This window comes from Pirellulaceae bacterium, from assembly GCA_019636385.1.
Lineage (GTDB): Bacteria > Planctomycetota > Planctomycetia > Pirellulales > Pirellulaceae > Aureliella.
In genome coordinates this window covers 165901-191761 of record JAHBXT010000004.1, presented here as the reverse complement: position 1 = coordinate 191761, position 25861 = coordinate 165901, and the positions used below count along the sequence as shown (strand labels likewise).

At 54.5% G+C, this 25861-nt stretch carries 19 protein-coding genes; 14 read left to right on the top strand and 5 right to left on the bottom strand.

The annotated features are described in order from the left end of the window. Nucleotides 1–115 precede the first annotated feature (115 nt). The 5 genes from KF752_15280 (at nucleotide 116) to queC (ending at nucleotide 6432) form a co-directional block, all read left to right on the top strand. Entirely contained in the window at nucleotides 116–1621 is a 1506-nt protein-coding gene (locus tag KF752_15280) for a GGDEF domain-containing protein (protein ID MBX3422915.1), read from the top strand. 291 nt (nucleotides 1622–1912) lie between these two features. Then, entirely contained in the window at nucleotides 1913–2812 is a 900-nt protein-coding gene (locus KF752_15275; protein MBX3422914.1) for a hypothetical protein, read from the top strand. Between the two features lie 189 nt (nucleotides 2813–3001). Then, complete coding sequence (locus KF752_15270) at nucleotides 3002–3829, top strand: hypothetical protein (protein MBX3422913.1); 828 nt, start codon at nucleotides 3002–3004, stop codon at nucleotides 3827–3829. Between the two features lie 136 nt (nucleotides 3830–3965). Then, the gene (locus KF752_15265; GenBank protein ID MBX3422912.1) at nucleotides 3966–5669 is read left to right on the top strand and encodes an AarF/ABC1/UbiB kinase family protein; all 1704 of its coding nucleotides are present in this window, start codon (nucleotides 3966–3968) and stop codon (nucleotides 5667–5669) included. Between the two features lie 37 nt (nucleotides 5670–5706). Continuing rightward, nucleotides 5707–6432: a 7-cyano-7-deazaguanine synthase QueC gene (queC, locus tag KF752_15260; protein MBX3422911.1), complete on the top strand. Its 726-nt coding sequence runs from the start codon at nucleotides 5707–5709 to the stop codon at nucleotides 6430–6432. Nucleotides 6433–6537: 105 nt separating this feature from the next. Here the strand turns inward: queC and KF752_15255 are convergent, their stop codons facing one another. Continuing rightward, nucleotides 6538–7743, bottom strand: a complete 1206-nt coding sequence (locus KF752_15255; protein MBX3422910.1) for a 2,3-bisphosphoglycerate-independent phosphoglycerate mutase — start codon at nucleotides 7741–7743, stop codon at nucleotides 6538–6540. Between the two features lie 355 nt (nucleotides 7744–8098). On the opposite strand from KF752_15255, the gene KF752_15250 reads away from it, so the two are divergent. Next, the gene (locus KF752_15250) at nucleotides 8099–10756 is read left to right on the top strand and encodes a c-type cytochrome (protein MBX3422909.1); all 2658 of its coding nucleotides are present in this window, start codon (nucleotides 8099–8101) and stop codon (nucleotides 10754–10756) included. A gap of 115 nt (nucleotides 10757–10871) precedes the next feature. On the opposite strand, the gene KF752_15245 is transcribed toward KF752_15250, so the two are convergent. Further along, nucleotides 10872–11423: a hypothetical protein gene (locus KF752_15245; GenBank protein ID MBX3422908.1), complete on the bottom strand. Its 552-nt coding sequence runs from the start codon at nucleotides 11421–11423 to the stop codon at nucleotides 10872–10874. Between the two features lie 251 nt (nucleotides 11424–11674). Here KF752_15245 and KF752_15240 point away from each other — a divergent pair, with 251 nt between their 5' ends. The 8 genes from KF752_15240 (at nucleotide 11675) to KF752_15205 (ending at nucleotide 22223) form a co-directional block, all read left to right on the top strand. Further along, the gene (locus KF752_15240; GenBank protein MBX3422907.1) at nucleotides 11675–13096 is read left to right on the top strand and encodes a glucose-6-phosphate isomerase; all 1422 of its coding nucleotides are present in this window, start codon (nucleotides 11675–11677) and stop codon (nucleotides 13094–13096) included. Then, a complete protein-coding gene (locus tag KF752_15235) occupies nucleotides 13093–13782 on the top strand; it encodes a metal-dependent hydrolase (protein ID MBX3422906.1) in 690 nt (229 codons plus the stop codon). The genes KF752_15240 and KF752_15235 overlap by 4 nt, the downstream gene beginning before the upstream one ends. A 190-nt stretch (nucleotides 13783–13972) precedes the next feature. After that, nucleotides 13973–14353, top strand: coding sequence for a nitrite reductase (NAD(P)H) small subunit (locus KF752_15230; protein MBX3422905.1), 381 nt, complete (start codon nucleotides 13973–13975; stop codon nucleotides 14351–14353). Between the two features lie 313 nt (nucleotides 14354–14666). After that, a complete protein-coding gene (locus tag KF752_15225; protein ID MBX3422904.1) occupies nucleotides 14667–17492 on the top strand; it encodes a serine/threonine protein kinase in 2826 nt (941 codons plus the stop codon). A gap of 206 nt (nucleotides 17493–17698) precedes the next feature. Next, entirely contained in the window at nucleotides 17699–18109 is a 411-nt protein-coding gene (locus KF752_15220; protein ID MBX3422903.1) for a hypothetical protein, read from the top strand. Nucleotides 18110–18167: 58 nt separating this feature from the next. Next, a complete protein-coding gene (locus KF752_15215; protein ID MBX3422902.1) occupies nucleotides 18168–18821 on the top strand; it encodes a DUF1080 domain-containing protein in 654 nt (217 codons plus the stop codon). A gap of 147 nt (nucleotides 18822–18968) precedes the next feature. Further along, a complete protein-coding gene (locus tag KF752_15210) occupies nucleotides 18969–21182 on the top strand; it encodes a hypothetical protein (GenBank protein MBX3422901.1) in 2214 nt (737 codons plus the stop codon). A gap of 102 nt (nucleotides 21183–21284) precedes the next feature. Further along, entirely contained in the window at nucleotides 21285–22223 is a 939-nt protein-coding gene (locus KF752_15205; GenBank protein ID MBX3422900.1) for an ABC transporter ATP-binding protein, read from the top strand. Between the two features lie 83 nt (nucleotides 22224–22306). Here KF752_15205 and KF752_15200 read toward each other — a convergent pair whose 3' ends face one another. The 3 genes from KF752_15200 to KF752_15190 form a co-directional block, all read right to left on the bottom strand. Beyond that, nucleotides 22307–23365 carry a PA0069 family radical SAM protein gene (locus KF752_15200; protein ID MBX3422899.1) on the bottom strand — a complete coding sequence of 353 codons (1059 nt, stop codon included), beginning with the start codon at nucleotides 23363–23365 and terminating at the stop codon, nucleotides 22307–22309. Nucleotides 23366–23374: 9 nt separating this feature from the next. Further along, nucleotides 23375–24499: a pyridoxal phosphate-dependent aminotransferase gene (locus tag KF752_15195; protein MBX3422898.1), complete on the bottom strand. Its 1125-nt coding sequence runs from the start codon at nucleotides 24497–24499 to the stop codon at nucleotides 23375–23377. A gap of 281 nt (nucleotides 24500–24780) precedes the next feature. Then, nucleotides 24781–25752 carry a hypothetical protein gene (locus KF752_15190; GenBank protein ID MBX3422897.1) on the bottom strand — a complete coding sequence of 324 codons (972 nt, stop codon included), beginning with the start codon at nucleotides 25750–25752 and terminating at the stop codon, nucleotides 24781–24783. Nucleotides 25753–25861: the final 109 nt, after the last annotated feature.

The window sequence follows — 25861 nt, the reverse complement described above, 5'->3', positions numbered from 1 at the left end:
CAAAACAACTTTGCTTTAGCTGATGTCGTGACCTATATGCTAAAGGCCATGATTCCCTGTTGTCTGCGCGGCTTCGCCGCCGGTTTTTTCCACGAAAGTTAAGCAAAACGCTGATATGATCGAGTTCTTATGTACGCTTGCAGGCCTGATTGCTGGAGTAGCGGTTACCATGTCGTTCGTGGCTGCCAAGGGTGAAGGGGAGCAGAGCGACCTACAAAATGTACTGCAGCAAATTGACGCAGAGAAAATGCGGGCGGTCGCCAACCAGCTCAAGTCGCTCACCAGCCGCATGTTCAGCGATGTCAATACGCATAGCGCCAAGATGGAGCAATTCACTGCCTCCATCAATGAGGTTACCGAGGGGTCGCCTGAGTGGCAGCAATCGGCGTTCGTTGAGATCATCGGTGCCAATGCAGAGATGCAAGCTCAACTACAGGATGCTCGACAACGTATTGCCGAACAAACGGAACTCATCGAACAGGCAACTCACCTGGCGCGAACGGATTCATTGACGGGACTGCCGAATCGACGAGCGCTAGAAGAATACCTCCAGTCATGTTTGGAATCGAAGACCAATCAACACTTGGGGTTGTTATTGCTGGATATCGACCGCTTCAAGAGCATTAACGACTCCTACGGCCATCCGGCCGGCGATGCCGTGTTAATCGCATTCGCGAGAAAGATTTCTGGAGCCTGTGATCAGCAGTCGTTCGCGGCTCGTCACGGCGGCGAAGAATTTGCAATAGTTCTGATTGCATCCGACGAAGTTCAGCTCATTAAGAAGGCCACCAGGATTCGCCAGGCGGTTAGCGCCAATCCGATCGTGCACGAAGATTTAGAGCTAGTCGTGACGGCCAGCGCTGGGCTGTCATTGGTACAGCCTGGTGACGATTTGAATGTAGCCGCAGAGCGTTCCGATGAAGGTATGTACCAAGCCAAGCGTAATGGTCGAAATCAAGGATTCTGGTTGGCTAGTCAAGGTTGGGAGCCATTTCCTGACGAAGGTGAAGATCTGGACGCTGAACAGTTTCGTGCTCACTTTGGCGTTCCGACTGCTTCTAAATCAGTGCGAACCTACAGCCCCTCCAGTGATTTGAATACTGAACTCGAGTTACTGAGGTCCGAGGACTCCGGACCCGTTACCGCCTGCTTAGATTTAGGAACATTTGTCGAACGTGTAGCCGAGCATTTGGACACGTTGCAGAAAAAGGGATTGCCGGCAGGAGTTATCATGGTGGAGGCCATCAATGAGGATCAGGTTCCGCTAAACTCAGAAAGCTGGCAAAAGGTCGTCACGGTCATTGAAAGCAAAGTTCGCGGGATTGACTTATTATGCCTCTACCGTCCGCAGACGATTTGTATGTTCCTGCCAGGCTGCTCATGCGCTGTGACTCATGAACGCGCGGCGGATGTGCTTCTGAATTTGAACCTTACCCTGGAAACTTGGGAATTGCCAACTGTTCCCAGCCGGTTTGCAGTCAGCGTTGGCCATGCTGACGAAAACGAGGAAACGACACCTTTGCTCGATCGCTTAGAGCAGGCGCTCAACGAAGCCCATGACGCCAGTCCTAATGAAATGGTGATTCACAACGGCCAATCGACCTACTTCCAAAAGCTTTAGAACCCCGGTTCTGGCTTTTGAAGTTGCGCTTTGGGGGCTGGAATCGTACTCGTACTCAATGAAATGGTACTCGTGCTCGTACTCGAAACGCACTGTTCGAGTAGGAGTACGAGGACCGCCAGGGGCTGAGTACGAGTACGAACAACCAGTTCATGGGGTGTTTCCGGGCGATTAAACATGAGGTGCGCAACTACAAAAGTTCCGGCTTGGCGCACATTGGACAACATGGTATCACCCAGACTGTGTGGGAGACTTAGGTAAACGAGGCTTGGCTTCTAGGGAATCAGTGACGTGCAGGGACAGCCACTCCGTGCCACGCAGATTGCGGGCCAGCTAACGACTTGGAGCACTTTTGGACTGGTGTGGTGTCTACTAGCCGGTGCGGCCAGCGCTCAAACAGCTTGGCTACTACAGTACAAGCTGCAGGCCGGTCAACAGATAGTCTCTCAGGTCGTGCACCAATCCGAGACACAAACTATGGTGGCCGCAGACCAGGAAAACAGCACCTCTCGGTCGCAAAGCCTGAAGGTATGGGATGTACAGTCGGTCGATGCCGATGGCAACATGAAGTTAGTCTATTCTGTCGACCGCGCTCAATTGCAGCAGTCGATTGGCGATCAGAGCTATAGTTACGACAGTGCCGTGGACCTACAGGCACCGGAAGTATTTCAATCCGTTGCTCAAGCCTTGGATCAGCCACTAGCCACGATAACCATCAGCCCAGCCGGCGAAGTATTGGCTCGCGACAAGCAGTTCAACTGTCCTCTGCTGGGTATTGGCGACGCAACGGTACCGTTGCCCAACGCGGCTGTAGCAATTGGTGCCCAGTGGCATGTGCCGCGCGAACTGCGAATCCGAGTAGCTCAAGATCAATTCAAGACGATAAAATTGCGTGAATCTTATCGCTTAGAACGTGTCTCCGCAGGTGTAGCGACAATCAGCGTAGTAACACAACCACTAACTCCAACCAATAGTCCCGTGATCGACGCTCAGTTAGCTCAGCAATTGAGTCGGGGGACGATCAAATTCGATATCGACGCCGGACGACTGCTGTGCAAGCACTTGACTTGGGATCAACAAGTAGTGGGTTTTCAAGGGCCAGAAAGTTCTATGCGATTTTACGCAACTTGGAGCGAGGAGCTTGTGCCCGCCTCAATGCGCACTGTCACTGCGCAAGTCGGTCGACGCTAACGCTGAAATCTCTTCAAGTTTTGTTAGCTGCTAACAGATCCACGGGTACTTGTTAGTGAATCTATACAGCCTGTCGCATTCCCATACAGATTCTTGGTATAAATACGTCGATTGAGTTCAAGCTTGGTCATGTTTCAACGAATGCACTTGATAGCGAATATTGTTCGACGCTGACGAAAGCACAAAGCCATGAGTCACTTTGCACAGCATGATGGTTTAAGCGATACGCAACCGTATCAACCGGCCAATCAGACTCCGCAGTGGATCGAGGCAGAGCCACCGCGCCGACGATCTTCATGTGGCTGCTTGGCGGTGGGCTGCCTAGTTGTCCTATTGTTGGTCATGGGGGCTGTTGGACTGGCGGTGTACAGCGGCTACAGCTTCTACCAGCAGCAATTGCAAAAATATACTTCAGAAACGCCTGTCGAATTGCCTGGCGTCACTATAGACGATGCCCAAATTCAGGCGACGGTGGATCGACTGGAACAATTTCGCGAGCAGTTCGATGAAGGCTCGGCACCGCAGGAGTTGGTGCTAACCATTGAAGAACTCAACGCGCTTATTGCCAACAACCCAGAACTGCGAGGGCGAGTATACGTCAGTGTCGTGGATGGTGACCTGCGAGCTGAGGTGAGTTTCCCGGTAGACAAGCTGCCAGGAGGACGTGGTCGCTACTTCAATGGTTCGGCCACGATGCACGTTGAGTTGCAGGATGGAGTGCTGATCGTCCATGCGGTCAGCGCCGAAGCCAATGGACAACCAGTTCCTGAACAGCTCATGGGAATATTCAAGCAAGAGAATTTGGCCAGAGACCTGTACAAAGACGTGCAGATATCCAAGACGCTCCAGCGCTGTGAACAATTGATCATCGAACCTGAGCGAATTATTTTGAAGGTTCGTCAAAAGCCACCAAGACGTGCGGGGGAAACACCGCCCGGGGTCAGTCAGCCAGATCAGCTCAAAACGCCAGATACTCTCGGCGAAGAAGCCTCTGCGGCCAGCAGTGGCGATTCTTGAGCCCACTTCGGCTTGGAAACTTGATTTATCAAGTATGATGGAGGGTAGCCCTGAGCCGAACGGCAGCCTGTGATGGTCAGCATAGCCAAAGGCCGCTGCGCAGGGCTAATCACACAAGCCGGCTGATTAGGTGTCCATGAAAATAACTTCGATACCGCAACTGTATCGTAATCTGCGCCGCTGGCAGGATATCCTGGCTGTCTTGCGCAAGTATGGTTTGGCGGATTGGTTGAGCCAACTGAAGTTTGATTTCATTCGCGACTGGATCAAAGACGATCAGGGAGTCCCACTCTCAAGCTATTCCCGCGAGCAACGCATCCGATTGGCATTGACGGATTTGGGGCCAACATTCATCAAGCTAGGTCAAGTGCTCAGCCTGCGTCCGGATTTGATCGGTCCCAGTTTGGCAACAGAGCTTACACAACTGCAGGCGAATGTTCCTGCCGACCCTGGCCAGACGATCAAAGAGTTGATTGAACGCGAGTTGGGACAACCTGTCGATCAGCTGTTCGTCGAATTCCACGATCGGGCCATCGCATCGGCGTCGATCGGTCAGGTCCATCGCGCTCGGCTGCCTGACGGCACGGAGGTGGTCGTCAAAGTGCAGCATGCCAACATCGAAAGGACGGTCAATGAAGACCTGGAAATCATGGCCGGGCTGGCTACGTTGGCCGAACATATTCCTGAGTTTGCAGTTTGGAAGCCTAAGGTGATTGTCGAGCAGTTATCAAGATCATTGCGTCGCGAGTTGAATTTCTCGCGAGAACTGCAACATCTGATCGTCTTTCGCAAGCAGTATGGTCATTTAGAGACCGTTCGTATACCGGCAGCATTCCCTAAACTTTCCTCACCGCGCGTTCTGACCATGGAATACATTGCGGGTGTGCCGGTCAGCGCGCTAGCGGACAAACAAGCTGACGTCGACTCCAGCCGCGAGCAGGCTCGACAAACGTTGGCAAAAATTGCTGCCGATCTGTACGTCGAAATGATCTTCATTCATGGCTTTTATCATGCGGACCCTCATCCCGGCAACATTCTGGTGCTGGATGGCAACAAACTTGGATTGCTCGACTTTGGCATGGTGGGTCGCATCGACGATCGCCTCCGCGAGACCATCGAAGAGATGTTGTTGGCGGTCATATCGCAGGATACAGGTGTGTTGACTTCGCTGATTAAGCGGGTTGGCAATAATCCACCGCGACTGGACGAGGCCGCACTGGCTATCGATGTGGCAGATTTGGTAGCGAATTATGGTTCCCAGCCGCTGGAAAGCTTTGACTTGAGTGGAGCGCTGAATGATGTCACCGATATCATGTACAACCATCAAATATCGCTGCCGCCGCAAACTTCGCTGCTGATCAAGATGCTGGTGACCCTGGAAGGTACTCTGCATCAATTGTCCCCCAAGCTGAGTTTGATCGAGGTGATGCAGCCCTTCTTTCGCCGAATGTGGCTGCGAAGACTATCTCCCAAGCGTCAGGTCAAGCGGCTCAATCGCATCTACGTCGAGCTGGAGTCGATGTTAGAAAAACTACCCAGTCAAGTCAGCAGCATCATGCAACTCGTCCAGGAAGGTCGGCTGGATGTGCATCTGGCACACAAGGGCCTTAGCCCGTCCACCAATCGTCTGGTTATGGGCATGTTGGTAAGTTCCGTATTTATGGGGTCGTCGTTGCTACTGTCGTTCAAAGTGCCGCCACTGCTGTTCTCGGGTGATTGGTGGGGCTTGCAGGATTTGAGTCTGCTGGGTCTGATTGGTTACGCGTTCAGCATGTTGGCTGGCTTGCGGCTCATTCGCGCAATTCAACTTAGCGGCAATCTGGACCGCGATACCGACTAGTTTTTTATTGGCTCCTTCAATCTGTAATCTGTCGCCCATGCGACGTGAATGCATCAGTCGCATGACCGCATCAACCTCCACCAAACCCTGTGTTGTCCTACTCAGCGGTGGCCTGGATTCAGCTACCGTTTTGGCGATTGCTCGGCGGGCAGGGTATCGAGTACATGCCATCAGCTTTCGCTATGGTCAGCGGCATACTGTAGAGTTGCAGCGTGCAGTTCAGCAGGCACAACTACAGGGAGTGGCGGCGCATGTCATTATGAATATTGACCTGGCACAGTTCGGCGGATCGGCTCTGACAACGGATTCCATCGCTGTGCCAAAACATGATTCAGTCGAGCAGATCGGTACACATATTCCAGTAACCTACGTGCCCGCCCGCAACACGGTCTTTCTGTCATTGGCGTTGGCCTACGCAGAAACCATTTCCGCCAATGATATTTTTATCGGCGTCAACGCGCTCGATTTCAGCGGATATCCTGACTGCCGCCCCGAATACATCGCTGCCTTTGAATCGCTGGCGAATCTGGCGATTAAGTCCGCCGTCGAGGGTGCTCGGGTGAGAATTCACACGCCACTGATACACATGACCAAAGCCCAAATCATCGCCCAGGGTTTGCACTTGGGTGTTGATTATCAAGCCACATCCAGTTGCTATGATCCCGATCCGATAACCGGACAACCCTGCCAGCACTGTGACGCTTGCCATCTTCGCCAGCGCGGCTTCCAACAAAACGGTCTGCGAGATCCCTGTATGGGCTGATGTTTAGGGATGCAAGCATCGTGTTGCAGCTTGAATTACAGTGTTGTAGCCTGAATTACAAGCATCGGGCCTCTGGGGTCTATTTTTGGTTTGTCCTTTGTAGCACTAAGCCCCATACTTGCCCATCCGGCCAGCATTAGACAGCGCCAGCAGCATCAAATACTGAGCTTCGAATTGTCCTAGCCCGCCGGTAATCGCCGTGGTTTCGCCAAAGCGAGTGTGTGAGTCGGGGCGACAGCATTCGCTGACCAGTAGCGTGGGCACGGGATGCCAACTGTGGCTTTTCAGAAACGCAGGCGTCGAATGATCGCCGGTCACGATCAGCACATCAGGCTTCAGGCCTGTGATGGCCGGTAGGTTGGCATCCAGCTCTTCGATGCGTCGCACCTTTTCTTGAAAATTGCCATCTTCACCGGTGCTGTCGGTGTACTTGAAGTGGATGAAGAAGAAGTCGTATTGCTCCCAATTGTCTTTTAGCACCTGCATTTGCTGCTCAAGCGTAGCTGCCTGACCAATGACGTCCATGCCCACCAGGCTGGCCAAGCCGCGATACATCGGATAAACGGCGATCGCTGCGGCTCTCAGACCATACACCTCTTGATAGCTCGGCAGATCGGGCCGCGAAGCAAATCCGCGCATGGTGTGAAAGTTCGCCTTCTTTTCCGCCTTGAGTATTTGCCTGGCTTGCCTGAGAAATTCTGCAGCCGCCTCTGCAGTCCGATGGCTGGCTTGGTCTACCGCGACTGGTTCCAGCGGCGGGACTCCCACAGCTTGCGGGTCGGTATCTTTAACGTTGCCCCCCAGTCCGCTACCGCGCAGCACCACCACAAAACGATGCTCTTTGACCGGCTCGACGAAAACTTCGACACCAGGAATCTTGATCTGTCGCAGCGAGATAGCCAGCGGCGCACTCTCCTCAGACGAAATGCGACCAGCCCGGCGATCGGCGATGTTGCCAGCAGCATCCAACCTGCAGAAATTGCAACGAATGGCTACATCACCTGGCTGCAATTGAAATCCAATTCCCGTCGCCTCTAGGGCTCCACGTCCGATCTGATAACGTAACGGATCATAGCCAAACAGTCCCAAGTGACCCGGCCCAGATCCCGGAGCAATGCCGGGCTTGACGGGTATCGACAGACCCTGAACACCACGCCCAGCCAAAGCATCCAAATTCGGAGTCTGTGCCGTCTCCAATTCCGTCTGGCCACCTGGCTGCATTGGCAAGCCGCCCAGTCCATCTGCAACCAACATGACAATCTTCGAATCATTTTTGAGTTGCAGCTCGCGGGTCAAAGTGTGCATGTCCATCGAGATGGTCGCGTGGTTGAAGGTTGTGAGAAGTAGAGAGTAGTTCGACGATTCTAGGCTGCTAGAAGTAGGCGTACCGGTCGACGTTCGCCCAGACCACCATAGCGCTAGTATTATGTCCGATCCGCTGGATTCAACTAGGTGGGAAGCGGTTGTCAGCTGGTATCGCTGGTAGGCCTCGCTGCAAAGTTGTCGTTCGTTGCTGTCTTCGGTAAGTCTAAGCCTACAACGGTAGGGGCAAGTTGATTACCATGGTGTGGCTGATAGCCTGACAAGCTGTACTACGACGTTAAGCCCACCCCGAATATGTGACTTGCGAAAGTTGCACTAGTAATCCAATAGAGGTACCGTGCTAATGAGTTGTGTTTCGCGTGACCTGTCTCGAATGTTCAAGAAGCTCCTGGACCTGACGGCCATCGGCCTGTGTTCGACGCTACTGGTTGCCCAGGAGGCTCAGGCCACCGCGCCACTGGCGGCAGAGTACCAACCGCACGACGCCGAGCAGGCTAAAGTGCCAGCCGGATTCAAGATCGAAAAGATTTTTGAGGTTCCGCGATCGATGGGCTCATGGGTTTCGTTAGCCGTTGATCCGCAAGGACGAATCATCGCCTGTGACCAGGGCGACGAAGGTCTGTTCATGATCGAGCCAGGAGACGCGCGCCAGCCGACGCGAATTCAGCGACTGCCTCTTGAGTTGACTTCGGCCCAAGGTCTGTTGTGGGCTTTTGATTCGCTGTGGGTAATGGTTAACGGAGGTCCCAAGTCGGGGCTCCATCGAGCTACAGACAGCGATGGCGATGGATTGGTAGACACAGCCGAGCACTGCATGCACTTGCGGGGTGGCGGCGAGCATGGTCCGCATGCAATTGTTCTAGCTCCGGACGGCCAGTCGCTGTACGTGTGCTCCGGCAATCACACCAAGTTGCCCGAGTCCGTTGCGGACAGTCTTGGGCCGCGCAACTGGCAAGAGGATTTGCTGCTGCCTAGACGCTGGGATGCCAATGGTCACGCTGCTGGTCTTCTGGCACCCGGAGGTTGGATTTGCCGCGTGGACCCTAGCGGCAAGCACTGGACAGTGGTCAGCACCGGCTATCGTAATCAATACGATATCGCCTTCAACGCCGATGGAGAATTGTTCAGCTACGATGCCGATATGGAGTGGGATTTTGGATCGCCTTGGTACCGGCCAACACGCGTCGTACACGCCACCAGTGGCAGCGAGTTCGGATGGCGCAGCGGGACGGGCAAGTGGCCCGAATACTATGCCGATTCGTTGCCGGCGGCGGTGAACATCGGCCCGGGGTCGCCAACAGGCATTGTGTTCGGTTACGGCACCAAGTTCCCAGCTAAATACCAACAAGCGTTATTCATCCTGGATTGGACCTATAGCACGATCTATAGCGTACATCTCAAGCCCAGCGGAGCATCGTATACTGCAACTTTCGAAGATTTTGTTACTGGTTCGCCTCTGCCAGTTACTGATGCTGTGATTGGACAAGACGGCGGGCTGTATTTCGCTGTCGGCGGTCGAGGAACTCAATCGGCAATCTACCGCGTGACCTATGCCGGCGGCGAATCGGTCGCGCCGGTAGAGTTGACCAATGCAGATGGCCAGTCGATGCGTAAACTGCGCCATAGCCTGGAACAGTATCACGGCTCGCAAGGAGCTGCTTCGGCCAGCGATGCGGATGTACAGCGAATGGTAGAGCACTTGGGCCATGCGGACCGCTTCATTCGTTACGCCGCTCGCACAGCTCTGGAGCAACAGCCCGTTACACGGTGGCGCGCGCAGGTGCTAGCTGAACGCGATTCGCGCAGTGTCATTTACGGTCTGCTAGCTCTGGCGCGTCAGGGACTGCCTCAAGATTTGGAGGTTATCGCTGAAAGACTGCTGAAGTTGCCACACGAAGAATTACCTGAGGAAGACATCCTGGCGGCTTTGCGCACGCTGCAAGTTGCCTGTGCCCGTCGTGCCGAGCAGTCGAGCGCTCAACTACAGACTTGGCAGGATGTAGCTCTATCCGCGAAACTGCGTGAGCGGTTGTTAGGCGTCTTGGAAGCTGTTTATCCGACCGAATCATATGCGATCAATGCCGAAATCTCGCAGTTGCTAGTGTTCTTGGAATCACCTGTCGTAGTGGAGAAGACTTTGGACTTAATGGATCAACTGGGCACCGAGCCAATTCCGGATTGGGGCTATCTAATCAGCCGCAATACCGACTACGGCGGTACGGTGGGCAAGATGATGGCCGACATGCCTCCTGTGCGTGGAATCCAGTTTGCATTCGTGCTGCGCAATGTTAAGTCGCCCTGGACGCTGGCGCAGCGCGAGCGCTACTTCGAGTTCTATCTTCGAGCGGCCAAGCATCCCGGGGGTGCCAGCTATGCCAAGTTCTTAGAAAACTTTCGTGAAGACGCGCTACTGACATGCACCGAGTCCGAAAAAATTGCTCTTGGTTCTCTAGTTGACCGTTCGTTATTGGTTGCCCCAATCGAGGCCAGTCCTCCCCAGGGGCCCGGACGCGTGTGGACTTCCGCTGAAGCATTGGCCGAGCTGAGAGATAAACTCCGCAAGCGCAGCTACGACTCGGGGCGTAATCTGTATCACGCCACGGGCTGTGCCAAGTGCCATCGGCTGGCTGGAGAAGGCGGTGCGATCGGCCCCGATCTATCGACTGCCGGCAAAAAGTTTTCACTGCCGGACCTGATTGATGCGCTGATCGATCCCAGTCGCGTGATTTCCGATCAGTACGGATCACACCAGGTAGTAACCCTAGATGGCGACGTGCATATCGGTCGCGCTGTTGAGATTGATCAGAAGGTGCACATCTATACGGCGGACTTCAATGCCAAGCCGATTGTAATTGCGCGGTCCGATATCGATTCGATGTCGCCGTCCAATGTATCGCAAATGCCCACCGGCCTGCTAGATGCACTCAACGCCGAAGAGCTGCGAGATTTGATCGCCTACCTGCTGGCTGCCGGCAATCCCGGCGGCATACAGTTCAAATAAGCTGTCAGGCAGTTGTCCAATTGCTGACGATCGCACCAGTTGCCTTAATGACTTACCAGCGATAGAACTCAGGGCTCTGACCGTGGTCCAACCGATCAAAGTTCGGATGTGCTTCCTATGCCTGAGCGACGTCGCGAACAGCCACGGGAGGTGCAGCTGGACGAAGCCGTGGCCAAACAGCTTCCGCAATGGCTAACGCCCCGAAAAAGGCTGCTCCAAAGAGTAGGTCGCCAGCGATGGTGTAGCGATAAAACGGTATCGCCAGCGTGTAGCAGTCAACCAATCCTGCCCAAGTTTTTGGATAGAATGCGAAGTATGCCCCCAGGTTGGTAATCATAAAAAACGCTAATGAGCCCAGTAGCGCGGCGGGCAGTAGGCGGGTGGTGCGGATTTGATTGCCAGCCCAAGCTCCCAGGCCCACGTAGATCGCCATTCCAAGGTATACAAACAGCATGGAAGCGTGAAAGCCGATAGATAAATCTGTCAGCAACATCACAATCAGTGGAACTGCCAGAGCGATCTTCCTGTTCGCTAGTGAGGCTCCGGCCAGAAGCGCCAATGCGCCAACAGGGGCAAAATTCGGCAGGCTGGTAAGCAATATGCGACCACATACTCCGCCAACGATGATCAGACCAATAATAAAGGCGGTGCGATACTTGGTTTCCATCGAAGATTGCTCCACGGATTCGGTTCGCCGATTAGCTGGATCGGCAAACGGCTGGTGCTCGAAATGTAGTCTGAACGAAGGCTTAACTGTATCGGTTACCTGGGGACTGTCAACGGACCGATCGCCCCTGCCACAGCGATTCTCCAATGGGCAGTTGGGATAAAGTCCGAGAAAAATGAAAAACTTAGTCAGCTAGGATAGGGCTGCGAAATCGAGTAATCTATCGTGCCCTCGCAAAAGGAATTCGATTCATGTTGATACAGTTTGATCCGTCAGGGGCCTTCTTGCCTAATACCGGACTTCAGCCCAGCCAGGTTGCCAGCTTGGCAGCACGCCTGGAAGCGGTGCGTAACGAGATCTGCACGACCGACGTGCAGATGTTGGCCGGGCAAGTGCCAATTCCCGCAGACAAACAACCGCTGGACAGCGGTTTCTACCTGTTGCCCGAGCGTCTGCTGGCAGAATATCAAGCCGATCGACAGGGTAGCCAGCTGGCGCGGATTCTGGCCAAGACGAAACAGTTGATGAGCCAAGTGGATCGCGTCGTCGTGCTGGGCATCGGTGGCTCCTATATGGGTGCCCGCGCACTTATGGACGCTTGCTGTCAGCCCTATTTCAACGAACTGTCGCGCGGGCAGCGGGGCAGTCGTCCACGCATCTATTTCGAGGGCAACAATGTCGACAACGATGCCACGCAGGGGTTGTTGCATTTGTTAGGTGCGCATCAGGCGGCCCGAGCGACGTCGGTGGAAGATGCATGGGGGCTGGTGGTCATTAGCAAGAGCGGCGGCACGTTGGAAACCGCTGCCGCCTTCCGACAGTTTCTTAAGGCCCTCGAGGTCAGTTGTGATGGCGACCAGCAACTCATTCGCCAGCGACTGATTCCCGTAACCGGAGAAAGCGGCAAGCTGTTTGACTTTGCCCAGCAGTTGGGCTGCGATCAAATTTTTCCCGTTCCCGACGGCGTGGGAGGGCGATTTTCGATTCTGTCCGCAGTCGGACTGGTTCCGGCCGCCCTGATGGGTATCAACGTTATGAAGTTGCTTGAGGGGGCTCAGGCGCTGAACGAGCATTTTCGAACCGCCAAAGCCGCCGATAACTTGGTATTGCAATACGCAGCGGTCAATCATCTCATGGAACAGCATCGTGGAGCAACTGTGCGACTGTTGAGCGTTTGGAGCAAGGCGCTTGAAAGTGCCGGCATGTGGTACGATCAGTTGCTGGCCGAAAGTCTGGGTAAACAGTTGATGGGGGCCATGCCGTTGACGACTGTCAACACGCGCGACCTGCACTCGCGACATCAACAACACCAGGAAGGTCGTCGCGATAAAATCGTCAATAATGTGATTGTTCAGAAATATCGCTTCGATCCGCTGCCCATCGGTAGCCGCCCCACAGATCCCGACGCCCTGAACGACATTGCCGACAAGACGCTGCCGGAAGTGATGGCTGCAGCCATCGCAGGTACAAACCAGGCGCTGCGCGACGATGGTCGTCCATCGACAAACATCTACTTGCCGGTAGTCGACGAGTTTTGCATGGGGCAGTACTTTCAAATGTTGATGCTGGCCACCGTAGTCGAAGGGCGACTGCTAGGAATCAATCCTTATGGTCAGCCAGGCGTTGAGGCTTACAAGAAGAACATGAACCGCAATTTGGGACGCTCATCATGACCGTTAAACTTACCTGGTTGGGCCACGCCACATGGTTAGTCGGCGCTGGGTCGCATCAGTTGATCGTGGACCCGTTTCTGACGGATAATCCGGCGGCAAAGATGTCGGCCGACGAGGTAAATGTGGACTTCGTGCTGCTGACGCATGGACATTTTGACCATGTGGCTGATGCAGCTACAATCGCTAATCGCTGTGACGCTACCCTGATTGGCAGCTACGAAGTAGCCACTTGGTTCAGCGAAAAGCATTCGGTGGCCAAAACGTTGGGCATGAATATCGGCGGGGCAGTGCACATGCCTTTCGGCTGGCTAAAGATGACGCAGGCCATTCATTCCAGCCAGCTTCCCGACGGCAGCTACGGCGGACCGGCCGGTGGTTTTTTATTGCAGCTTGGCGACCGACGCATCTACTTCGCAGGCGACACCGCGCTGTTCACGGACATGCAGTTAATCGCTCGCGGTGGACTGGATGTAGCCATCTTGCCGATCGGCGATTTGTTTACGATGGGACCGGAAGATAGTCTGCAAGCCGCGCAGTGGCTTGGTGCGCGCTTGGTTCTGCCATCGCATCACGGAACTTGGCCACCGATCGAGCAAGACGTTACCGCGTGGGCAGATCGCATTGGCGCCCAAACATCCTCGCAGGCCATCGTGCCTGTGCTGAATCAACCCATCGAAATCGTCTAAGTCGACCATGCTGGCTGACAGGGGCTGCAGACGCTTATTGAACTGCTTCAGGAAGCCGCCGTCGCTAGGCGGCGGTGCCATCGTTAGGTGCCTGTTGCTATCGGTAGATCCGCCAATGACCAACCAGAAACTACTCGGCCTAACAGACTCACCTGTGGCCCCTGGGTGAACCGTTGCTTGGAAAACTTCAATGACCGATACTGTATTGCCGCTGTTCCCCAATGAGCCACCTGGAGCAGATTTTGTATCGGTGGCTCGCGTGGGAGATATCCAGGAAGGACAGGGCAAGGCGTTTGTGATTGGCAAACGTGTGGTAGCCGTCTTTTTGTATCACGACACGTACTACGCCATCGACGATATTTGTCCTCATCAAGGTGCCTCGCTGGCCGAAGGTTATCTCGACGACTGCGCGGTAGCTTGTCCCTGGCATCATTGGCGGTTTTCGCTGCAGGATGGTACCTGGCTGGATAATCCAAAATTGGGCGTGGACAAATTCAACGTGCGCGTAGTCGGCCAGCAGATACAAGTTCAAGTACCGGACAAAACACCACCCGAATCGGTTGGAACTTAACTATTTTTGGTTCGGTTCGAGAGAAAAATGTCCTGGTTTCCTAAGGCTTTATGCGATTGATCTGACAGCAGACGGCACTGGACGTTTGACCCTGACTTTCCCCCCGTCTATCCTAGAACTATATCCGCTTGCGCCATTGGCAGGGTGGGACAAGCCGGGTCGGTGCGAACTGGTGCTGAAAAGTCTGCCCACCACCCGTGACCATGTTCGTTTCATTTCCATGAGCTTGGCCCCGCGCCGGCCCACCAGAGGCGTGAATAGTTACCTAGAAACAGCGGGCGCACATGGCCCAGAGTAGGGCAGAGCCACAGGTATGGTATCTAAGAGCGAAAGTCGAGCCGAGGCTGTGGAAGTACAGGCCGCTACGGCAGGCAGCGCAACCGGTACTGGTGGCGACACGGCAACCCGAACTTTTCGGGGCACTCAGTCGTTTGAGGTATCCGAATCCGATCGTGCTCAGGACAGTCCAGGAGTGGCTGGCCAGGGGGACAAGACGGTCATTAGCCATCGGCCTGCAGCGGGCCCACAAGAATTCTATCGTCAGGTGCCGCTGCCCGATTTGGCAGCGATGTTGGAAGGCCACACGTTGGACCACTTCCAAGTTCTGCAAATCATAGGCGGAGGCGGCATGGGAGCCGTCTTTCGAGGGCTTGACCAGCGACTCAATCGCACGGTGGCAATCAAAGTTATGCCCGGCTTTCGACGAGACGCCGAATCGCTACGCAGATTTCGTACCGAAGCCCAATCGGCTGCGCGCTTGGACCATCCCAACATTGCTCGCGTCTATTACGTCGGTGAAGCAGAGCAGTGGAACTATATTGTTTTCGAGTACATCGACGGGGTGAATATTCGCGACCTGGTGGAAAATCAGGGTCCGTTGTCAATCGACGATGCTGTATTTTACACTCGACAAATTGCCGAAGCGCTGCAACATGCCCATGACCGTGCGGTCGTACATCGCGATATCAAACCCTCGAATATCCTGGTGACGGCAGGTGGGATTGCCAAATTAGTCGATATGGGACTGGCTCGCGATACTTCGATCGACAGTTCGACTGCGGATCAAACGGCCAGTGGCGTTACCTTGGGAACGTTTGACTATATTTCGCCTGAACAAGCTCGTAATCCGCGCGACGCTGATGTGCGTAGCGATCTGTATTCACTTGGCTGCAGTCTGTTTTTTATGCTGACGGGGCGTCCGCCATTTCCAGAGGGGACGGCACTGCAAAAGCTACTCAATCATGGCAGTTTGCCTCCGCCAGATCCGCGTGAGTCGCGCGACGACATCAGCGATCAGTTGTACGAAATCCTGATGAAGTTGATGGCCAAACGAGCAGGCGATCGTTATCAAAAGCCGATCGAACTCATCAATGACTTGATGCTGTTGGCCGAACAAGAGGGGCTATCGCGCAGCCAAGGTCCGACAACTATTTCGTTCACTCCCACGTTGGTCGAACCCACATTGATCGAAACACATTTGCCGTGGCTGATTGCCGTGGCCGTGTTGCTAGCCAGTACCATTTGGATGCAGCAGCAGTCGATGTCGCGCAGCTTTACTTTACCGGAAGTGAATTTTACTGAAGTTCGCAACCACACGGACAAAGACCAGCAGCTCCGGCAAAACGCGCCACAGTCCAGCATCGCACAAGCCCAGCCAGCACCTTCAACAGCCTCCAGGGATAGCACGCTGCGCTCTCTGCCCGGCGACTCAATCATCAGCCCAGCAGATAGTGTGATGCCTGCGGTAAGCGGTCCGGTAGTTGGTAATTCTGCAGAGTCTGCCTCAAACCGCATCCCGACAGATCCACAGCGACCGTTTGGAGACAACAGCCGTTCCAGTAGTAGTTCTACAGAGCCGTTGATTACCGACGGGCCAACGATCAATGGACTTGACTCACCACCCGCGCTGACCATCGATGCGCTTGATAACCCTGGCGCCACGGTGTCGAGCCCAGCGACTTCTGACTCGCCTACTGCAGCGCTCACCGCATCGGCCGCAACCATCGTGGTCTCGACCGTGCCGCCTACAGATGTTAAAGCAGAGTTCTGGGAAGCATCGTTAGCCAGAGCCGTCAAACGCGCGGCGGAATTGCCTCAGCCTGCGATGATTGAGGTCCGAGGCAGCGTATGGCTCGATCGACCTTTGGAAATTCGTGGCTCTGCAGACATCGTAATTCGTTCGTCGGCCAGTGAGATTGGTCGCGTGGAAGTGGCTCGTGGATTGTGGAGTAACCTCAATCCGCAGGAGGGCGCAATCAACGTCGTAGATGCGAATCTGACTCTCCAAGACATCAAACTACAAGCGGCTTTCAGTGGGACCCCGGCAAAGCCGATGAACATCTTTCAGGTTCGCGGCAATGCGCGACTGATGGCACAACAATGCGAGTTCACGGTTCGCAGCGATTCAACGAGCACCGTCGGCCTGATAGCAGTCGGGCCTGGTGAAAATAGTACGTCGACTACCATGACTAGCCCTCAACAGCGCCCAGCACGTTCTACGCGGTTTGCACTGGAACGCAGCTTGGTGCGCGGTGGATGTTCTGTTTTTATCATCAATCAAATTGGCTCCAACACTCAAGATGCAATTCAGATCAATATCGACAGTTCGGCGATCGCCGTTGATGGAAGCGCGCTGGAACTTTTCGCTCCAACCTCTACGGCAGGAGTTCAGCGCATATTGCGGATGTATGGTCAGTCCTCTACTTTTGTGACCGGCCGGGAGTTTGCCGCGTTGCAGTATGTGGGGACGCAACTGCCCACAGTTGGGTTCAGCCGAACCAGCCAAGCCTGCGTCTTTTCGTCGCTGCAGGCTCAGGCCCATATTGCAATCCGTGGCGAAGCGGTTGGTCTGAGCAGTAATCCGGACTTGCTGCTATTGCAAGGCTTGGACAACGCTTACGATGTCGGAATCGAGTCCATTTGTCAGCTTCAAAAGCCCATGGGGCGAGCCGATGAATTTGCCTTCCAAGACGCGCAGCAAGCCGGGTGGCTACTGGAACGCGGCACAGAGCATGTTGTGCGCTGGAAAAACCCCGGATTGTATGCTGGGAGGTTGGCCGATGCCGATTGGAGCGATTTTCGACTGGCCGAAGCGTACTTTGTGCCAGGGGTGCCTGCCACGCAGTTGCCAGGATTCTGATTCCCAGTCGGCCGATGGTGGAGTCGAGCCCGATGGTTACTTGATTTTGTGGCCGTTCCCGTGCACACTAACTGTCCCTCCGCTGAACTGGTCTGCCGCACGCATCCAGTTTAGCACCGTGTTTCCCACTTTAGTTCCCGCCCTATAGTAGTGTCGTAACCAGACAGTGGGGTCTGGATTGCGTCAAGTTGTTGCAGGAGAGTTCAATGCTCAGATCAGTTTTTTCGTTAATGGTGATGTGTGCCGTGTTCGCAGTACCCAATTTGGCATGGGCCATTAAGCCTTTGCAGGATCAGTTCAAAGCGATCTATGCGGGTGACGAAGCTACGGAAGAGTTCAAGTCGCTAGTGGCAGATGCCAAGTGCAACGTGTGTCACGTCGAGAAAGAAGACAAAAAGAAGGTGCGCAACCCTTTCGGCAAGAGTCTGCACGATCTGTTAGAGAAAGACGAATTTCCAATCGCTGAATTCAAGAAGGATCCGGCCAAGTATGCAGAGCGGCTGAAGGAGATTTTCAAGAAGGTAGAAGGCGAAGCCAGCACTGACGAAAAGCACAAGACGTTTGGAGATCGCATCAAGGCCAACCTGCTGCCTGGTGGGGATAAGTATGGCAAGTAACCCAGTGTGGTTGGGCAATTCAAGCTTCGTTAATTATCACGAATAAAGGATATTGGAAATGCGTTTCATTTGGTCGCTGGTTTCGCTCGTAGCATTGGCCTGTTTCATGCCCCACGGTGCTTCGGCACAAGAAGACGGCTGGATTGAAATGTTTGATGGCAAGTCGCTGGCTGGTTGGAAGGCTAATGAGAATCAACAGAGCTGGAGCGTCAAAGATGGAGCGCTTGTCTGCCAGGGGCCTAGAAGTCACCTGTTTTATGTAGCGGAAGAAAAGCCCTTTAAGAATTTTCATTTCAAGGCGGAAGTCAAGACGACCCCAGGAAGCAACTCGGGAATCTACTTCCACACCCGTTTTCTTGAGCAAGGTTGGCCCAAGTATGGCTATGAATGTCAGGTCAACATCACACAGTCTGACCCTAAGAAGACGAGTGGCTTGTATGGTGTGAAAGATGTGTTTAGTAAAGACTTAAAGGCAGTTGGGATTTCCGACGACCAATGGTACACGCAAGAGATCATCGTCACGGGGTTGCGTGTGCAGACGATTGTCAACGGTCAGACATTGGTCGACTACACCGAACCCGAGAACAAACCCGCATTTTCCAATGACTTCGAGCGGCGATTGGGTGAGGGTACCTTCGCGCTACAAGCACACGATCCCAAGAGCGTGGTCTCCTTCCGCAACCTCAAGGTCAAACGGCTGGAAGACCAGTAGCATGCTTGAAATCTGTTATAGTTCAACGATTCAACCGTGAACTACGGACCGCCTACGCCCGCTTCACACACTCGACGAGAACGGTTATCCATCGCTTTCCGCATCGCTAAATCAACGGCTTTCTGGTCGGCGCTTTGTTGCGCCGCGATGTACACCTCTCATCCCACTCTCGCCCGAACCAGCGAGTTGGAGGGCAATCCGTCGCCGACGATTCTGCGCCACCATGTTCCCGCAGACGCGGGGCAGAAACCGACGACAGTCGCAGGCAAACTGCTTGCCATAGAAAGTCTCGGTGTGCATGGAACCTGGAAGCTGGGGCAACCGTGTACAGCTCAGCTGGGATTATCCGATAGCCTGCGAACCCAGGTGGCAACGCTGGAGGTGTCGACTCTCGATGGAAATGGTGTCGAAGTTGTTTATCGGAATGCTGCGGCGGCTGACGCATCGCAACCGATGTCGGTCCCAATCAAAATTGGCCGCCGACCATCAATGCTACGTGCCGTCGTCCGCAGTGCTGATGGCCAACCGCTGGCCAGCGATGAATTGGCGATATCCGAAACAGATGGATTGGAGGCAACTCAGCCACTGGTTTTCGCGATTGGCTCGTCTATGGGGCTAGACCAATTGGTGCGGGCTCAATTGTCAGGGACACACAGCAATTTCACGATTGTCGAAGTTCAACAAGCATCCCATTTGCCCGCCAGTTGGTTGGACTATAGTGCCTGTGATTTGCTCGTGATTGCGGCTGCGTCCACTTCGCTGTTGGCCGAGATTCAAGTTTCTCAGTGGCAAGCCATCGACCAGTGGATCAGGCGCGGTGGCGGTTGTTTGATTTCGCTGGGTGGTGAGATAGAGTGGTGGCAATCAGATCATCCGCTCAATCGTTTTTTGCCGGGACCCATCGTGGATAAGGCTGAGATTCGAGATCCGGCGGCACTGGAGTCGTTGGTTTCGACCGATCAACCATTGCAGCGGCTGGATGCACTGCTGGTGGATTGCCAGCGAGGCCAAGTGCAGGTTGCGCTGACCGACAGTTTGGCCAGACGCGTTCCGTGGTGGATAACATCGACGCATGGATTAGGATCGATCAACGTCGTAGCCTCTGACCTGGATCACCCCAGCCTGGCTCAGTGGAAGCATCGTCGGCTATTGTGGGAGCGTTTGATTGCGAATAATTTTGAGCGCTCAGTATGGGATACTGCTGAATCCAACACTGCGACAACGGGCGATACAGCCTTCTTAGGCTACAGCGACATCACGGGTCAATTGCGATCGACGCTGGAACGATTCTCGGCGGTTCGCACCGTCAGCTTTAGCATGATCGCGGCCCTGCTTATTGGCATTACCATTTTACTGGGACCGCTAGACTATCTGATTTCCGTGCGCTGGCTGAAACGACCACAGTTCAGTTGGTTTCTGGCAGCCTTCGTTTTGTTGGGTTCCTGTGGTGGTCTAGTTGCCTATTACCAACGTCTGCGGCCTGGCCGTATGCTGATTAATACGGTTCGCATTGTCGATGTGGACGCTGATTCAGGACGGGTCGATGGACACCTCTGGAGCCACATCTACAGCGATCACGCCAGGCGGATCCATGTGCGAGCCAAATCGAATTGGCTGGGAGGCGATGTTCACTTGGACTGGCAGGGCTTACCCGGAACCGGCTTAGGAGGTTTGCACTCGCAATATACCCTCGATCGTGGCCTTCCGGCCTACGTGGTAGATCATCGGGCTGGTGGTGCAGAAATTCGCGACCTGGCACTGCCAGCGGCTGGCACAAAGAGCCTGTATGCCGCCTGGGCAAGTCAATTGGCACCGGGCGGACAATCAACGCTCAGCCAATTGGCTAGTGTTGATCAACTGCAAGGACGAGTCGTCAATCCACTGGATGTCGAATTGCGCGACGTTTCGCTGTTTTATCATCGTTGGTATTATCCGTTGGCCAGTCGGATGGGGCCCGGTGGCACAGTGACGATTTCGGCAAATGTGGTGCCTCGCGACTTGTCTCGGCGGCTGAATCGCCAACAAGAGCTGGATGGTAAACTGACATCGGCGCGCTGGAATCCGGCCGGTCGCGATCAACTGGATCGATTGATGGAGCTGATGATGTTTTATCGCGCCGCTTCCGGACGCAATTACGTGCTGCTGACGCATCGCTACCAGCCGATTGTAGATCATAGCCATCTACTGCGTGCTGACAGCGATCGCGCCGTGTTGGTAGGGCGATTGTCATCCGCTCCGGTTGAATTAAATGTAAAGGCCGCAGAGGATACGGATCAGACTGAGGCCCTGCAGGATATAGATCAAACTTGGTGCCGCTTGGTCATTCCAGTGGCTAATGTGCGGACGTCACACAGTAAGTAGAGTGATTTCAGGCAAATCCAGTGCCATTATGCACCAGGCGAATCCGCTAGGCCTGACGATTAGGTGTCGGATAAACAGCTTACATATTAGGAAATCGCCAGCGTGATAAAAACGGTGAACCTGACAAAGAAATATGGCGACATGTACGCCATTCGCGGGATCGAGTTGGATCTGCGACAGGGGGATCTGTTTGGCTTCATCGGACCCAATGGAGCTGGCAAGACGACGACCATGCGCATTATCGCTACGCTGCTGGCACCGACCTACGGCGAGGCCTACGTTTGCGACCATTCGATCTATACACATCCCGAAGAGATTCGACGACTGGTGGGCTTCATGCCCGACTTCTTCGGCGTCTACGACGATATGACGGTGATCGAATACTTGGAGTTTTTCGCTGCCGCCTATCGCATACATGGCCCGGCAAGACGAAAACGCTGTGACGAAATGCTCGAGATCGTCGACTTGAACTTCAAACGCGACGCCTACGCCAATACGTTGTCTCGCGGACAGACGCAACGCCTGGGGCTGGCTCGCGTATTGTTGCATGACCCACAGGTCTTGCTGCTGGACGAACCGCTCAGCGGTCTAGACCCGCGCGCGAGAATCGAAATGCGCAACCTGCTTAAACGGCTTGGTGAAATGGGCAAGACCATCATTGTCAGCAGTCACATCCTGCCCGAACTCGCAGATATTTGTAACAAGGTCGGCATCATCAATCGTGGTGAAATGGGCTTCAACGGACCCATTGCCGAACTCATCAAGGCCGTCCGGCCGCAAACGATTCTAGAGATTCAACCGAGCACTGCCGCAGGATTGTCGCCACTGATGAAATTCTTGTCGGGCAACGCCTTGGTTCAGTCAGTAGAGCAGGTCGGTGAGGTATTAGAAGTCACTCTATGTTGTGAGGTGTCGGATTACGGTCAGTTAGCACAGCAGATTGCCAGCGCAGGGCATCTGTTCAAGAGGTTTGCAGAGAAAGAAACGAATCTCGAGTCCGCGTTTATGGCCTTAACCAAAGCCACTGGCGACAAGATGTAGCTTTGGGTCGTAACGTAGCATAATTGGTCTCAATCGTTGATGTCGCCATCAACTGCAAGATGTTAGCCCCGTTTTCCCAGTCTTCAGAATAGTCTGAGCTGCCCCGACTTCGTTGGTGGCGGTTGGAACTTTGTGATATCGCGCGGGGGTAATTGTGCCTGATAGCCGAACTTGTGGCGGAACACCGAAAACGTATTGCGCAGGCTGTCTGCGATCACTCCTTGCCCTGACATGCGACGTCCGAAGGTAGCATCGTTGAGCCTTCCATCGCGCGTCGAGCGGATTTGGCTGAGCACGGCGTCGGCCTTGAGTGACTGCGTGCGCCGCAGCCACTCCTCAAACACTGGCAAGACACTCAGCGGCAATCGCAGGAGCTGGTAGCTGGCGGTCAGAGCCCCAGCTTGCCTGCCAGCTTCAAGAATTGCGGGGATCTCCGAATCGTTCAAACCCACGATGACTGGTGCCAGCATCAGATGCACGGGTATCCCAGCTTGGGTAAGCTTCTGGATAGCTTTTAGTCTCGCGGTTGGTGTACTGGTGCGCGGCTCCATGTCCGCAGCCAACTGGCGGTTCAACGTCGTGACGCTGATGGCCACATGAATGAGACTCTCCCGAGCCATCGTGGCCAATAAATCCAAATCGCGCAGCACCAGTGCGTTCTTCGTAATGATGCTGATCGGTTGACGACACTCGGCGGCTACCTCGATGCACCCCCGTGTTAGCCGAAACCGGCGCTCGGCTGGTTGAAAGCAGTCTGTGATACCGGAAAACATGATCGGCTCGCATTGCCACCGGTCTCGAGCCAGGAACTGGCGAAAAAGCTCAGCAGCTTGGCGTTTGACGATTATCTTAGTCTCAAATTCCAGGCCGGCACCCAAGCCCAGCAGTTCGTGAGTCGGCCGAGCATAGCAGTAGGCACAGCCATGGATGCAGCCTCGATAGGGGTTCAAGCTATAGCGAAACGGAATGTCCGGCGATTGATTCTCGGAGATGATGGACTGCGACTGATCATCGATGTACTCGATTGGCCGTTGCGGTCCGCCCTCCAACAGCTCGTCGTCCCACTGCAAATGCTCGTAGTCCGGTTGCTGGTGTACCGTCTGAAAGCGATTCGGCGGATCAATGTGCGAGCCATGTCGCATTGCAGCATCCTACGGTCTGGCCAATCGTCTCAGGATCTCTATACCACTCTGGATAGTGTCGTCGGGGGCGGCGTAAGAAATGCGAAAGTGGCTGTCACGCTGGCTGAAAACGTTGCCGGGGATGACAAGTAAATTGTTCTCAATCGCGAGCCGCACCAGTTCACTACCAGTCATGCCCTGAGGTGCTTGAGGGAACAGGTAAAAGGCACCGCCGGGTCGCGTGAATTGGTAATAGCCTTGCAACCCATCAATCAGCATGTCACGTTTGTGCGCGTAGTCGGCCCGATAGCTGGCCATATCGACATCTAGTGCTGCCAGTCCGGCCCACTGCGCAGGCTGCGGCGCGCAGACAAACGAATACTGTTGCATCTTGATCATCGTCTCGATAACTGCCTGCGGCCCATGTACCCACCCCACCCGCCAGCCGGTCATCGCATGGCTCTTGGAAAAGCCGTCGATGACAATTGTCTGCGAATTGAAGTCGGCGGGTGTAATGAGCTGACCGTCGTAAACAAACTGGCTGTAAATCTCATCAGACAACAGTGCGATGCCGTGCTCCCCAGCTAGTTCAGCTAGTGTTCGAGTCTCTTCCAGAGACGGAGTGACACCAGTCGGGTTGGAAGGCGAGTTGAATAGAATCAACTTCGTACGCGGCGTAATCGCCGATCGCACACGGTCGATGTCGATGCGAAAATCGGGATAGGTATCCACGATCACCGGAATGCCACCGGCAATGCGAACCAAAGCCGGATACATCACGAAGTACGGATCAAAAACGATGACTTCGTCCCCGGGATTGACCAGACTTAGCACCGCCAGTACCAATCCGCCACTGGTACCGGACGAAATGAATACTTGCCGATCCTGGTGGCCAAAGCGGTCGGTAACCTGCTGTTGCAGTCGCTCGCGCAGCGGCGCAATGCCTTGAGTCAAGGAGTAGGCGTTCTTGCGGTGTCGGATTGCGTCGATGCAGGCAGCTTTGACCGTTTCCGGCACGTCAAAATCTGGTTGTCCGATGGAAAGGTTAACTGGCTGCTTTAATTTAGCCGCCAGTTCAAAGACTTTGCGAATGCCGCTGCTGTCGAATTGCCGGCTGCGGTCAGATATCCACGATTCGGGAGTGTTGGTTGGCATTGAATGTGATCGTCAGTGTGAGTTACCGAAAAATGAATCTAAACGACGGAGTGCATTCGCCTACTTCCAGACGCTGGACTAGGTAAGTCAGGTACTAGTTCGCGCAAGCCGCACAGCCTATCACAGCTTTTTAAGTCCGCCAGTCGGTTGCACTAGAATTCAACCGGAGAAGGCTAATGAAATCTCAACCCGCTGCGCTAGCCAGGCAATACAAGAGATCTCCGGCTGACACGCAGGGCTGCCAAGGCTCCGATCGCGCAATCTGCCGCCACGTGAATTGTCTACTGGGCGTTGCTGCGCGTGCCGTGGGGCGAGGCACCGATGCGCACCGAGTCGGGCAAGGGCCGCGCGGCCGACAGAAAGCCTTCCGAGAACAGGTGGGCTTTGAGCGATCGGAAGCCGTCGAACGAATCGGGGTAGACCCACACCGTAACCACGGTCTCTCGGGGCTTGCGACTAGCCAGCTCTAAGGCCAGTCGGCTGCTGTCCTGCAAGGCATCTGCCAAAGGCTCCGCATGAACCGCATCGGTCGGCTCCAGTTCGAATCGGTCTAGTTCAAATCCGCCCGGAATGGCTCTCATTCGAAAGCGCATCAAGAATCCACTGATTGGTCCCAGCGTGTCCTCCAAAACTCCACGGGAAGCTTGCCGCTGTGCGGCTAAGGGAACCTGTTGTTTCAATAATTCGACCAGCCGATCCCAGGGAATGACTGTCACGCATCCACCTCGAAGCATCACATGCAGTTCCTTTTGAAACACAGTGTGCGCCATGGGGGTGGGTAGATGCTCCAAGATCACTTCGGGTCGATCGGCTGCTTGAGTCTCTCCCGCCTGGTGAATCACTCGATCGAGCTCGGATTGCAACTTTGCAAGCAACTGCTCCTGTTCCACGCTGTCCCGTTGCTGCTGATCCAGTTGGCCCAGTCGTTCTTGCGCCTGGTTGCGTGCCAGCACAACGCGTTCCAGAAGCGCGTTGCGTTCTAATCGTCGATACTGGCTCTCCAATTCATATTGCTGGAGGGCGATCGCCTGATCTTCCAGCGAACGCTCCAGGGCCAGCGCTTGTTCCAACGGTTGCTCAAGCGTCTGGGAATGATCGGATTGGGCCAGATTGCGTCCGTAAGCTTCCGCTTCAATCTTAGTTTTAGCCCCAACCACAACGACTAAGATAATTAAGATCCCCACTAGATTGGCGATCGTATCCAGAAAAGAATCCTCGCCGACCGACAAGTCATCATCGTTACGTCGTTTCATAGTGGCACCCTGCCTCAACGCGTGTTTGATCGAATCTGCTTACTGACCGGTGCATTGATAGCTACCGTCACCAGACGGTGGGTTATCTGAGGTGCTTCCCGCTGTTGAC